Below are 12,207 nucleotides of genomic sequence, written 5' to 3' on the forward strand. Positions count from 1 at the left end.
GACCCTACGGGTACAGTGCGGGGCTCCTGCGATTTCTAGCTGACTTTAAACTTTCTGACTCTTTCCTCTTGTTTGAGCAATCCGGCTAGGATGTCTCAGAATGGGGGTGGTTATCCCCGTTATTGCAGTTTGATTGCGCATCCCACCATGAGCGAAAAGATCCCTCAAGATCCCTCCTTGCCGGAAATGGCGGCTGAGATGGCCTTTGCTGCAGAGCCCAGTTTAGAGGAGGTAGGAGCTACTGCGGAAGAAACCACCCCAGACTCGGATCCCGGCAAGGGATCCCCTGGCACCGGCGGGTCGAATGCGCAGCGTGTCCGTCAACTGCTGGGCATGAAAGGAGCAGAGGTGGAGTCTCGCTCCATTTGGCAGTTGCACCTGCAGCTGATGAAGCCTGTCACCTGGATCCCTTTGGTGTGGGGTCTGATTCCGGGGGCGGCTTCCTCGGGTCACTTCACCTGGACTTGGGAGAACGTGGCTCTCATTTTGGTGGGCATGATCCTGGCAGGCCCCCTGATGACGGGCTATACCCAAACGGTGAACGAATACTACGACCGCGAGATCGACGCCATCAACGAGCCCTACCGCCCCATTCCCTCCGGCGCTATTTCTCTGCAGCGGGTGGTTATCCAGATCTGGGTGCTGCTGATCTTGGGGTTGGGCTTGGCCTACGCTCTGGACTGGTACACGGGCCATGACTTCCCGGTGATCACCTGCATTGCCTTGGCGGGAGCCCTGATTGCCTACATCTACTCGGCGCCCCCCCTGAAGCTCAAACGCAACGGCTGGCTGGGCAACTATGCCCTTGGTGCCAGCTACATCGCCCTGCCCTGGTGGACGGGTCACGCCTTGTTCGGCGAGCTGAACTGGACGGTCTGCATCCTGACGCTGATCTACAGCTTGGCCGGGCTGGGGATTGCCGTGGTCAACGATTTCAAAAGCGTCGAGGGGGATAGGCAGTTTGGCTTGGCCTCTTTGCCGGTGATGTTTGGGGCAATGGGGGCCGCTTGGATCTCGGTGCTGATGATCGACCTGTTCCAGTTCGGCATGGCCTCGTTTTTGCTGGGGGCGGGCCTAAAACTTTACGCGGCCCTTTTGGTGCTGCTGATCATCCCGCAAATAACCTTCCAAGATATGTACCTGCTGCGGGATCCTTTGAACAACGATGTGAAATACCAAGCCAGCGCGCAGCCCTTTTTGGTGTTGGGCATGTTGGTGGTCGGGCTGGCGTTGGGCCACTCGGGGCTGTGGTAGTCGAGCCGACGGCAAAGTGCCCATCTTGGCAACAGAGGTGACGGCTTCCGCCCTGGGTTCGGCCCGACATCTGGGCCAAGATCAAGTCAAGTCAAGATCAAGTTAAGTTGAGCCAGGGATCCATCCCCTGCAAGGATCGTTGGCGGATCCCTGGAAGCTGTTATGGCCCTGGGCCAAAGGAGATATCCAATGAAGCTGTTGTTTCCCCTCCAACTCGGCCTAAGCCTGGCTTTGCTCTTGGGGCCGCTGGCCGTCTCTCCCGCCCAAGCGCAGCGGATCGTCATCGACGGGCGGGGGATCGTGGTAGAACCCAGCACAGGTGGCTCGGTGATCCTCAATCCCGACCAGCCGGTCTTTTCTCCAATCTTGCCCTCTGCAGTTCCTTTTTCCATCGATGAAGAAGGCAAGATCGTCTCTGCCCCTGGCTACCGCTGCAGTGCGGCTACTGCTGCCGACAACTCCCCCATCATCTGTCGCTCCCAGTTCAACCGCAACGACGTGGTGGTGTATGAGCGGGACGGCCAATCCAACACCTTCCTTGTGAACATCGACAACACGGTGACCCGGCCCTCCGGCAGTGGGCTGCGGATTGTGCCCAACCCTGAACCGGCGACTCCCTCGGGTAGCGGCCTGCGCATCATCCTAGACTGAGGGCAGGGATCCCTTCATCTCTTGTCGAGTTGTGAGCGCAGCATCTGCTCTGCCTCCGCAGGCTGGAGAGGTTTGGCGAAGAAATAGCCCTGGCCGTACTCGCAGTTCAACAACCTCATTAAGTGCAGTTGCTGTAGGGTTTCGATCCCCTCGGCAGTGACGTCCATTCCCAGGCTGTGGGCCAAGGTGATGATCAGGCAATGGTCTCGGCATTTTCTCCATTCGGCCCCCAGCGCGAGATGAAGGAGCGATCGATTTTCAGGCTATTGATGGGGTAATTGTGCAGGCGGCTGAGAGAGGAGTAGCCTGGGCCGAAGATCAAAACCCCCGCAATTGCGCCAGTTGCTCTGCCGCTAGAAACCGTAGCCTATTTTGCGGTCTAAGGAGATCTTTCGGTGCTGGGGTGGTATTGTTGCCGTCTTTCTTCCAATTCCATCAGGATCTGCTGATGACGCTGCCGGGTGATTGGGTAGAACCACACCAGCAGGATCCCGCCGATCAGGGCCACCGCCGGTAAGGGGCCGATGGCAATGCGGATGGCCAACAAAGCCGATTCCGGCTGGATGGGCAGGGCCTCTCCGGCCACCGAAGGCACAAAGCCGGCCCAATCCAGAGCTTGCCCCACGAAAAACAGTCCCAGCGCCAGGCCCACCTTTTGTAAGAAGACCATAAAAGCGTAGAAGATCCCCTCCCGCCGCTCCCCGGTTTGTAGTTCATCCAGATCGATCACATCCGGCAACATCGACCAAGGGCCGAGATAGGCTGTAGCAGAAACCCCAATGCCGGCCAACAGAGCCAGCCCAATCATGATCCCCTGCTGGCCGGGCTGGAGAAAAAACAGGCCTGCCTGCGAGATCAGCCAAAACCCCGCCCCGATAAGGTACATGGTGCGCTTGCCCAGATGGGTGCTCAGTTGGGTCCAGCCAAACAGCGTCAGCACTGCGATCCCCTGTACCGCCAGTACCACCAAGGAAATCCACACCTCCGGCAGGCCCATCCAGAAGACGATGAAGTAGGGGATGATCGTGGCCGTGAACTGAAACGCCAGCCAAGAACACAGGTAGATGCCGCTGACAAACAGGTAGGGGCGGTTGCTGAAGGCCACCCGCAGTTGTTGAACCAGGGGCATGGGATCCCGTTGGGATGGATACCGTTCTCGCACCCCCCAAAAACAGATCAGCAAGGGCACAGCCGAGATCACTCCAAAACAGGCTCCGGCCAGCAGATGGCCGGCAGCCCGATCCGGCAGCAGGTTGACCAAGAGCGGAAAGGTAACCACCGCAACCATGCTGCCCCCTACAGAGAAGGCAAAGCGGAATTGGTTGAGCTGGGTGCGCTCGTCATAATCCTGGGTCAGCTCCGCTGTCAGGGAGGCGTAGGGAATATTGGCCGCAGAGTAGAAGGTATTGAACAAGAGCGACACCGCCAGGTAGTAGGCAAACAGGGGGCCAATCCGACCGGGAAAAGGGATCCACCACTGGGCCAGGAACGTGAGGCCAAAGGGGAGGGCTGCAAACAGCAGCCAGGGGCGGCGACGGCCCCAACGGGTGCGGGTGCGGTCGCTGAGAATGCCGATGATGGGATCGTTGATGGCATCCCAAAAGCGAGTGATGGCGTAGATGCTGCCGGCTAGGCCTGCCGACATGCCAACGGTATTGGTGAGAAAGGGCAGCAGGAAAAAGATGAGGATGTTGGCCGTCATGCCTGTGCCCAGATCCCCCACCCCATAGGCCAGCTTCGTCCACAAACTGAGTCGCTGTCTGGTCATCATGTCCCCCTGGAATGCCAGGATTCCAGTGTAGGGGGTAGGTGGAGATTTCTTTTTTGGGGATCCCTGGAAAAGCTGATCAAAATTCAGGGTCTTCTCCCAGTTCCCGTAGCCGCTGGGCCAGTCGTTCGGCTCGGGAGCGTTCCAATTCAGCCCGCTGCCGTTCCAATTCAGCCCGTTGCCGTTCCAATTCAGCCCGCTGCCGTTCTAGTTCAGCTCCCGTAGGCAACAATTGCCCTGCCCTATCATACCAGCGCACCCAAAAGCGTTCTCGCCCCTCGTAGGATCCCCACCACCGACCGATACTCAAGTCCAAATCGGGCAACAGAATTGGGGGATGTTCTCCAGCGCCTGAGCCGGGGAGCAGCTCATAGTGTCCGCCCTGGAGTTGATAAACATTCAGCTCATCGGTCTCTAGCTCGAAGGTGACGTAGTAGGGGATCCGCAGCCGCCTTTCGTAGAGCTGGAATTTGGCTTGTCCGGGTTTTTCTTCCCCCTGGTCGTTGCAGATGATCTCCAAGATGAGAATAGGCAAGATATTCCCTTCATCCCAAACCACATAACTTTTGCGGGCAGTGCCATCCCGCCAACGGGGAACCCCCAGCACCAGAAACAAATCTGGAACAATGACCTGCCGGGGTAGGGCGTAGTAAAGGCCCATATTGCAAGCCACAAAAAAGTCTTGCCGATCTGACCAGTGCAGCAGCAGCGGTTCCCGGAGGAGGGGGTATTGGCGGCCTTGATCCTCGTTGTCCAAGGGGGTGTCGTCTGTATCGGGCAAGTCGTGCTGGGTGGGCCAGCGATAGGGGGCGATGGTCATGGCCAGGCAGGAGCAGTATGCCTCCACTGTAGCGAATGGGTTAGGACTGCATTTGGCTCATCGCCTCCAGATCCAGCACCTTGGCCACCTGTTCCGGGGTCATCAAGTTGCGCTCTAAGACAATCTGCCGAATGGGCTGGCCGGTTTCCAGAGAAGCCTTGGCCACCTCTGCAGCTTGCAAATAGCCGATGTAGGGGTTGAGAGCAGTCACCAAAGCCAGCGTCCCTTCCGCGTAGCCGCGGCATCGCTGCGGTTGGGGGGTGATGCCTTGAATGCAGCGCTCGGTGAAGACCCGCAGGCTGTTGTTTAGGATCTGTAGGCTGTGCAGGAGGTCATAGGCAATCAGGGGCATCATCACGTTGAGCTCAAATTGCCCCGCTTGGGCTGCGAGGGTGATGGCGGTATCCAGCCCAATCACCTGGAAACAGACCATGTTCAACATCTCGGCTATCACCGGGTTGTACTTGCCAGGCATGATGGAAGAGCCGGGCTGCACCGGCGGCAGTTGGATCTCCTTCAGGCCGGTCTTGGGGCCAGAATCCATCAGCCGCAGGTCGTTGGCCAGCTTGATGCCATCTTGGGCCAGGTTGCGCAGGGATCCCGACAGATGCACAAAGGGGGCCATGCTCTGCATCGCCGCCATGGGGTGGGGAGCAGGGGTGAGGGGCAACTGGGTATACTCTGCCAGCCGTTGCACCACCTTTTGCCGGTACTGGGGATGAGTGTTGAGGCCGGTGCCGACGGCGCTTCCCCCCAGCCCCAAGCTGCACAGGGCCTGGCTGGCCTCCTCAATCCAGCGACGGTGTTGGGCAAAGATGGCCGCGTAGGCGCCGAAGCTATCCCCCAGCCGCACCGGCACCGCATCCTGCAAATGGGTGCGACCGGCCTTGAGGATGCCGCGAAACTCTTGGGCCTTCTGCTCCAGCGCCGCTACCAAATTGTCCAGCGTGCCCAGAAAATCCCGTCGCACCCGCAGCAGGGCAGCCAGACGAATGGCGGTGGGGATGACATCGTTGGTGGACTGGCCGTAGTTGACATGGTCGTTGGGGCTGACCCGCTCGTAGCGGCCCTTGGGCTCCCCCAGGATCTCCAGAGCGCGGTTGGCCAGCACTTCGTTGACGTTCATGTGGTGGGAGGTGCCCGCCCCCGCCTGGTACACATCCACCACAAACTGATCCCGCAGGGATCCCTGGAGGATCTCATCCGCCGCTTGGACAATCGCCTTGGCCACCTCTGCCGGAATGCACCCCAGCTCGCCGTTGACCTCCGCCGCCGCCTTTTTAATCAGCACGCAGGCCTCCACATACTCTGGCAGGGGCTTGAGGCCGCTGATGGGGAAGTTCTCCAGGGCACGGGCGGTCTGGATGCCGTAGTAAACCGACTGGGGTAGTTGCCGCTCCCCCATTGAGTCTCGTTCGCTGCGCACCTCAGCCAAGGCTTTTCCTCCCCCGTTCGCGGATCCCTGGGCTAGCTTCCGGCAGCCTTCTCTGAGGGTGTCTCGACGGCTGCAGATAAGTTTTGTAAAGTAGCCTGCAACTGCTGGCTGAGGCGCTCGTTGTTCTCTGCCAAGACCAACACCATGGCCGCACAGGCCAGATGCACCCCTGCTCGAAATTCTGCCGAAGACTTGTACTGGATCAGCGCTTCGCTATCCCCTTCCCGCGGGCTCAGGATGAGCTGAACCGACTTTTGGGCCAACTCTGTCAGTTCCCGTTCCGTTAAACCGAGCTGCACCGCTTCTGCCCTCCCTGCTGGCCGACAAACAACCCTCGATCCTGTTCAAGATCGCCACTTTGGTATCCTACCGCGGCCTGGCAGGATCCCCAAGTGAGCGGGCCTTGACAACGCTTGACGGCTCTAGAAAGAGACGGAAAATGCCGGTTAGTATAGGTGCAGCCTGCCTTGGCCTGCGGGCCAGTGGCCGACTTTGATTGGAGAGTCCAAACTCAGGGTTCGGCACTGCTCCGAAGGGGGCTAGTCCTACTTAGCATTTGTCTTGTGTTGTTATTTCGTTGAGAGAGGAAAACTTGACCGTAGAGCGTCCACCTGACCGCTTCCCCCGCAAGCAGCGTGCAGAGCTGCCGGCTATCAACGAGCGCATCCGCTTCCCCAAAATCCGCCTTATCGATACCGACGGCACTCAGTTGGGGATCATGAGCCCGCGCGAAGCCCTGCGCCTGGCAGAAGAAAAAGATCTGGACTTGGTCTTGGTGAGCGAAAAGGCCGACCCGCCCGTCTGCCGCATCATGGACTACGGCAAGTTCAAGTTTGAGAAGGAGAAGAAAGAACGGGAGGCCCGCAAGAAGCAACACACTGCCGAGATCAAGGAAGTGAAGTTTCGCTACAACATCGGCGAGCACGACTACAACGTGCGCCTGCGCAGCGCCCAACAGTTCTTGGGGGATGGAGACAAGGTGAAAGCCACGGTGATGTTCCGCGGTCGTGAGGCCCAGCACGCCGAGTTGGGGGAAGAATTGCTGCACCGCTTGTTCAAAGACTTACAAGAAGTGGCGGAAATGCAGCAGCCCCCCCAAAAGGAAGGGCGAAACATCACGATGATTCTCTCTCCCAAAAAATCGGTCTGAGGAGGGATCCCACCCATGCCCCTTGCCGTTGGGGATCCGGCTCCGGAGTTCACCCTGCCCGATGCCGAGGGCAATCCCATCAGCTTGAGCCAGTTGCGGGGACAGCGGGTGGTGCTCTATTTTTACCCGCGGGACAACACCCCCGGCTGCACCCAAGAAGCCTGCGGCTTTCGGGATGCCTACGCTGACTATCAAGCCCACGGCATCGCCATCTTGGGGGTGAGCGCCGACGATGCCCGTTCCCACCAAAAATTTGCCCAGAAGCTGCAACTGCCCTTCCCCCTGTTGGTGGATGAGGGGGCCAAGGTGGCCAGGGCTTACGGGGTCTATGGGCCGAAAAAGTTCATGGGCAAAGAGTACAACGGCATTCACCGCACCACTTTTGTTATTGATCCGGAGGGGAAGATCGAGGCCGTTATCACCAAGGTCAAGGTGGAAACCCACGCAGCGGAGCTGCTCAAGCAGTTGACCGGCTCTTAAGCTTTCCGGTGGGAGTTCGGCAGACCTGCTGCTGGGCTCGTTGTTCTGGAACCTGAGCCAAGACGGGAACGAAAAGAGCAAAATAAAGATGTAAAGTGCCGGTATTGATTCCTCGTGGGCTAGGGCCGTGTCCCGACGCAGCCGTACCCTCAAGTCGATTCACGATAGCTACCAAATGTTGGGTTTGGCCGGCCAAGGGCAGTACGGGCGTGTATTCTGTGCCCGTCCCCGTCAAGGAGGAGACCTGGTGGCCCTGAAGGAGCTGCCGGCGGAGCGCTTTCCCACCCAAAATCTGCTGCGGGAGCTGCGCCATCTGCTCACCCTCAACCACCCCAACATTACCCGCTGCTACGCCCTCGAACATGCCCGCGAAGGTCGCTACCTGGTGTTGGAGTACTGCGAGGGAGGCACGCTGCGGGAGCTGATCGACCAGGTGGAGCAAGGGCTGTGGCTGCCGGTCAAGCAGGTTTTGGGCTTTGTGGATCAGATTTTGGCCGGGTTAGATCATGCCCACCGGCAGGGGGTGATCCACTGCGATGTCAAGCCCGAGAACATCCTGCTCAAGCCCACGCCCCAGGGCTGGCAACTGAAGCTGACAGACTTTGGCATTGCCCGCCACTCCCAGCCTCTTCCCGATGAGATCAGCGCCACCGGATCCCCTGCCTACATGGCTCCCGAGCGCTTCTACGGTCAGTTTAGCCCTGCCTCGGATCTCTACGCGGTGGGGATCATCCTGCTGGAGCTGTTGACAGGCCGGCGGCCTTTTTCCGGATCCCCCGGCCAGTTGATGCACGCCCACCTCAACCAGCCGTTTGTCTGTCCCGAAGGGATCCCTGCCCCGCTGCGGGAGGTGCTGGAGATAGCCCTACGCAAGTTGCCCTTGCGGCGGTTCCGCACTGCTGCCCAAATGCGGTCGGCTTTGGCGGTGGTTGCCCAAGAGTGGCAAGAGCCGGCCAGTTGTTGGGTTGGCCCTCGCCTGCCCAGATGGCCGCCCCCTGGGGTACAGGTTTGGGATCTGCCGGATCTGGGCTCTGTTGACACTGGCGGGATGGGGTTCCTGGCCGAGCAAAAGTTCTGCATCTGCGAGGATCCCAGCGGCTCCAGATCCCCGCTGCTGTTGCGGGTGACCCCCCAGAGGCTGGAATGGCTGGAGCTCCAGAACCTTGCCCTGGGATCCCCTGCTTTGGCCCGTTTTTCCCTGGACGAGCCAATTCGGGCGGTGCTGCCCTTGAACACCTTCCCGGAAGCCCTGGCCTTCTCCCGAAGCAGCCTTTTGCACCTCAGCCCCAGCCGCATCCGCACCTTGCTCAGCTTTGAGGAGGATTGGCAGGCCACCTGGCTGGCAGAGCGACAGGAGCTGGTCTGGGCCACCGCCCAAGAGTTGGGGGCCGTACAATGGCAGCCGGCCACGTCGACAGGAACACAGCCTTTCCCCGATTCCCGCTGCTATTTTCGTTGGCCTTGGCAGGGATCCCTGTCCCGCTTGCTGGCCCTCTCGGAGCATCTGGTTTTGTTGACAGGTGTGGGGCAGCAGTGGGTGGAGATGAGCCTCTTGCCCTATCCCAAGGGACACCATCCCACTGTCGCGACCGGTTGGTCTCTGCAGACGGGATCCCAGCCCGTTCGCCATCGCCTGCCCTTGGATCCCGAAGGGATGGTGATCAGCCTGGGGGAACGGTTGCTCTTCGCGGCAACAGATGGGGGCAAGGAAGGCCAGCAGGATTTCTGCCCCTATCTCGACTCGGTGCAGGTGAATCCGCTGCGGGTGCGCCGCTGGTTTTTGAAAGGTTGGCCTGTCCAGATGGCCAAGGCTCCTTGGGGAGTGCTGCTGTTGTGTCGAGAGGGCGAGCAATCCACTTCCCTCTGGCTGTACAGTGAAAAAGGGGATCCCTTGGCCCAAGTAGCTGTGCCTAACGGCTCACAGGTGTTGCAGGTGGGCCAAAGGGGCAAGATTTGGCTGCAGGTGCCCAAAGCAGAGAAATCTCACCTGTCTCAGCTTTGGCAATTGGATCTGAACTGCTTGCCGGTGAGTGGACAGCCTTCCCAGGTGATGCTGTGCGACCCAGCGATCTAGAGTTTCGCCAAGGACTCCGTCCCGCTGTCGCGACCGGACTCGGCCAGAACCGCTATCAGCCCTAAGATCAAGTTTGAAGATCAAGTTTGGCCAGATGCCCGGCCAGCTCTGCTGGGCTGTGGACCAGGGGAGTGGTGATCTGTCCAGCCTGTTGGAGAACAAGCATGAGTCAGTATCTGCCGGAACCTGCTGCTGTGGAGGAGGATCCCAGCTTGTTGGTAGAGCGGCTGCGCCGCAAAGAGGGCCGGTGGCTGGATTGGGCCAAGGCCTGTCAAGCTTTGCAACGACAGAAAATGACTCCCCAGGCCATCTTCGAGGCAACCGGGTTTGAGCCCATTCACCAAAACCAGATCATCGTTGCGGCCCAAGTTTACGAAGGGATAGCCAAAGCAGGAGCCAGCCCAGCAGTTCTGGAGCATTTTGCCCACAAAGGTAGCGATATCCTCTACGAGTTGCGCATTCTCTCTCCACAGGATCGGGTTCGGGTGGCGGAATTTATCTTCAGTCGCCATTTGAATGCCGCTGATGCTCATGAGATCGCCCGCGCCGTGAAAAATTATGCCCAGCTCCAACAGCTTCCGGAAGGGTTTACGGATCACCCCGGCGATGCGGTGGCCTATCAAGCCTGGCGGACGGCCCAGCAAACCCGCGATCTGCAGGAGCGAACTCGGGCTATCGGTCGAGCGTTTCAGTATGTCCACAGTGATACAGCCCGCCGACAGGTGGAGCAGCTCTTGTCCACGATTGCCACCAGCTCCCGCCCCCAACGCAGCGTTTTGCCCAAGCTGTCGGTGTTTCGCTTGGAAGAAGATCTGCCGCGCCTGCTGCCGGTGGCCGGCTCCCTGCCTCTTGCAACTGCCGCCTGGGAAGGGATCCCCCCCAGCGAGCCGCAAGGGCCCTTTGGCTGGGTCAACAGCCCGGCGGAGCAGACTTGGATGGCCTTGCCTGCTTGGCCGGTGATTCAAAAGGCCGGGGATCCGGTGATCCTTCAGGTGGAAAACCGGCTTTTGGGATCCCTGTTGGGTTTGCCGGTGCCTGCCGGTGAAGAACAGGATCCGGTTTTGCTAGTGGTCGATCGCGCCGCTCGGGTTTGGGAGGGAGCTCAGATGGCGGGATTTTTCCTGGTGGATCGGGCCGGATCCCTGGCGGTGGAGTGGATAGAAGACTCGCCCTCCTCTCCCCTGTTGGGCCAGGTGCTGATGGCCGTGCGCCCCCCGCGGGTTTTCGATGAGGTGCTGGCTCAGGATCCCTGGCAGTTGGAAGAATAGGCGTTGGGATCCCGCCGTTGTAGCCATTCGTGCTAGTGGTGCAGAGCACCACGCCTGGACTCGCCCCCATGGCCTCAATTGAGCAAGGCCAAGTTATCCCGGTGGACGGCAGTATCAACCCCTTCGTAGCCCAGGATGCGGGGAATCTCGGCGGTTTTTTTGCCCTTAATCTGCCGCAGCTCCTCGGCGCTGTAGTTCACCAGGCCCCGCGCCACCTCCTGGCCGCTGGGATCGCACAGGCGCACGGCAGCCCCCGCCTCAAACTCCCCAGAAATGGCTGTGATCCCTGCCGGCAACAGCGAGCGCCCTTGCTCGCACACCGCTCGTACCGCCCCCTCATCCAAAGTCAAAGATCCCTCGGGGATGAGGCCGTAGGCAATCCATCGCTTGCGGGCGCTGGCGGGCTGAGGAGCCGGATCAAAGCGGGTGCCGATGGCCTCGCCGGCCAGAATTGCCGGGATCTGCTCAGGCCGTTTGCCATTGGTGATCACCACCGTTACCCCTGCAGCTGTAGCAATTTGAGCAGCGGTCAGTTTGGTGGCCATGCCGCCGGTGCCCCAGCCGCTTTTCCCCTGGGCTTCGGCCTTCACCTGTAGCGGGATCCCGGGCAACACCCGCTCAATGGGCTGGGCAGAGGGATCTCGGTTGGGGTCAGCCGAATAGAGCTTGTCCACATCGGTGAGCAGGATAAGCCACTTGGCCTGCACCATGCTGGCCACTAACGCCGAAAGCGAGTCGTTATCGCCGAATTTCAGCTCCTCCACTGCCACCGTGTCGTTTTCATTGACGATGGGAATAACCCCCATCTGCAGCAGTTGGGCAAAAGTGCGATTGGCGTTCACGTAGCGGCTGCGCTCCACCAGATCGCCGCGGGTGAGCAGCACTTGGGCAATTGGCTGGTTCAGAGCCGAGAAGAGGTCATCGTAAAGGCGGATCAACCGCCCCTGTCCCACCGCAGCCACCGCCTGCTTCTCGGCAATAGCCGTCGGTCGTTGCCGCCAGCCAAGGCGAGCACAGCCCACCCCCACCGCCCCAGAGGAGACCAAGATCACCGCATACCCCTGCCTGCGCAGGTGGGTCAGCACCTCCACCAGCGGCCCCAACACCGAAAGACGCAACAAGCCGGTCTGAGTATCTGTCAGGCTGGAGGTGCCGATCTTCACCACCACCGTCACGTCTGTTGTTGCCATCGCCGCTCTCAACCCATCCTCCCACCCCTCTATTCACCATAGCGCCACCATAGCGGAGTCAAGACGCAGCTGTATTGACCAAAAGGCGCGGCAAGCCCCGTCCTTCAGGGCAGGGAA

At 60.0% G+C, this 12,207-nt stretch carries 13 protein-coding genes; 6 read left to right on the forward strand and 7 right to left on the reverse strand.

Features of this window, described 5'->3' with window-relative positions:
• Positions 1–147: 147 nt before the first annotated feature.
• Complete coding sequence (gene chlG, locus NW843_RS04530) at positions 148–1,254, forward strand: chlorophyll synthase ChlG (protein ID WP_414522232.1); 1,107 nt, start codon at positions 148–150, stop codon at positions 1,252–1,254.
• 189 nt (positions 1,255–1,443) lie between these two features.
• The gene (locus tag NW843_RS04535; protein ID WP_414343398.1) at positions 1,444–1,905 is read left to right on the forward strand and encodes a hypothetical protein; all 462 of its coding nucleotides are present in this window, start codon (positions 1,444–1,446) and stop codon (positions 1,903–1,905) included.
• A 14-nt stretch (positions 1,906–1,919) separates the two neighbouring features.
• Here the strand turns inward: NW843_RS04535 and NW843_RS04540 are convergent, their stop codons facing one another.
• From NW843_RS04540 to NW843_RS04565, 6 genes are all read right to left on the reverse strand, one after another.
• Complete coding sequence (locus tag NW843_RS04540) at positions 1,920–2,090, reverse strand: EAL domain-containing protein (protein WP_414522233.1); 171 nt, start codon at positions 2,088–2,090, stop codon at positions 1,920–1,922.
• 8 nt (positions 2,091–2,098) lie between these two features.
• A complete protein-coding gene (locus tag NW843_RS04545; protein WP_414522234.1) occupies positions 2,099–2,227 on the reverse strand; it encodes a hypothetical protein in 129 nt (42 codons plus the stop codon).
• Between the two features lie 57 nt (positions 2,228–2,284).
• Positions 2,285–3,673: an MFS transporter gene (locus NW843_RS04550; RefSeq protein ID WP_414418882.1), complete on the reverse strand. Its 1,389-nt coding sequence runs from the start codon at positions 3,671–3,673 to the stop codon at positions 2,285–2,287.
• Between the two features lie 79 nt (positions 3,674–3,752).
• Entirely contained in the window at positions 3,753–4,493 is a 741-nt protein-coding gene (locus NW843_RS04555) for a Uma2 family endonuclease (protein ID WP_011432178.1), read from the reverse strand.
• 40 nt (positions 4,494–4,533) lie between these two features.
• On the reverse strand, positions 4,534–5,919 hold the full coding sequence (locus tag NW843_RS04560) for an aspartate ammonia-lyase (protein ID WP_414522237.1): 1,386 nt from the start codon (positions 5,917–5,919) through the stop codon (positions 4,534–4,536).
• Positions 5,920–5,960: 41 nt separating this feature from the next.
• Positions 5,961–6,227 (reverse strand): hypothetical protein, encoded by a 267-nt coding sequence (locus NW843_RS04565; RefSeq protein WP_414332053.1) that lies wholly within the window; start codon positions 6,225–6,227, stop codon positions 5,961–5,963.
• 293 nt (positions 6,228–6,520) lie between these two features.
• Between NW843_RS04565 and infC the strand changes: the two genes are divergently transcribed.
• From infC to raf1, 4 genes are all read left to right on the forward strand, one after another.
• A complete protein-coding gene (gene infC, locus NW843_RS04570) occupies positions 6,521–7,078 on the forward strand; it encodes a translation initiation factor IF-3 (protein WP_011432175.1) in 558 nt (185 codons plus the stop codon).
• 15 nt (positions 7,079–7,093) lie between these two features.
• Positions 7,094–7,558, forward strand: coding sequence for a thioredoxin-dependent thiol peroxidase (bcp, locus tag NW843_RS04575; protein WP_011432174.1), 465 nt, complete (start codon positions 7,094–7,096; stop codon positions 7,556–7,558).
• 127 nt (positions 7,559–7,685) lie between these two features.
• Positions 7,686–9,632 (forward strand): serine/threonine-protein kinase, encoded by a 1,947-nt coding sequence (locus NW843_RS04580; RefSeq protein WP_414522235.1) that lies wholly within the window; start codon positions 7,686–7,688, stop codon positions 9,630–9,632.
• A 164-nt stretch (positions 9,633–9,796) separates the two neighbouring features.
• The gene (gene raf1, locus NW843_RS04585; RefSeq protein ID WP_414522236.1) at positions 9,797–10,900 is read left to right on the forward strand and encodes a RuBisCO accumulation factor 1; all 1,104 of its coding nucleotides are present in this window, start codon (positions 9,797–9,799) and stop codon (positions 10,898–10,900) included.
• A 74-nt stretch (positions 10,901–10,974) separates the two neighbouring features.
• On the opposite strand, the gene proB is transcribed toward raf1, so the two are convergent.
• Entirely contained in the window at positions 10,975–12,090 is a 1,116-nt protein-coding gene (proB, locus tag NW843_RS04590) for a glutamate 5-kinase (RefSeq protein WP_041436197.1), read from the reverse strand.
• Positions 12,091–12,207 lie beyond the last annotated feature (117 nt).

The sequence above is a fragment of the Synechococcus sp. R5-12 genome, assembly GCF_047502655.1.
Taxonomy (GTDB): Bacteria; Cyanobacteriota; Cyanobacteriia; order Thermostichales; family Thermostichaceae; genus Thermostichus.

What these genes read in the sequence shown, in the direction of transcription:
- chlG (WP_414522232.1), top strand. Translation starts at nt 148, where the DNA reads ATGAGCGAAAAGATCCCTCAAGATCCCTCCTTGCCGGAAATGGCGGCT.
- NW843_RS04555 (WP_011432178.1), bottom strand. Translation starts at nt 4,493, where the DNA reads ATGACCATCGCCCCCTATCGCTGGCCCACCCAGCACGACTTGCCCGAT.
- NW843_RS04535 (WP_414343398.1), top strand. Translation starts at nt 1,444, where the DNA reads ATGAAGCTGTTGTTTCCCCTCCAACTCGGCCTAAGCCTGGCTTTGCTC.
- bcp (WP_011432174.1), top strand. Translation starts at nt 7,094, where the DNA reads ATGCCCCTTGCCGTTGGGGATCCGGCTCCGGAGTTCACCCTGCCCGAT.
- NW843_RS04550 (WP_414418882.1), bottom strand. Translation starts at nt 3,673, where the DNA reads ATGACCAGACAGCGACTCAGTTTGTGGACGAAGCTGGCCTATGGGGTG.
- raf1 (WP_414522236.1), top strand. Translation starts at nt 9,797, where the DNA reads ATGAGTCAGTATCTGCCGGAACCTGCTGCTGTGGAGGAGGATCCCAGC.
- proB (WP_041436197.1), bottom strand. Translation starts at nt 12,090, where the DNA reads ATGGCAACAACAGACGTGACGGTGGTGGTGAAGATCGGCACCTCCAGC.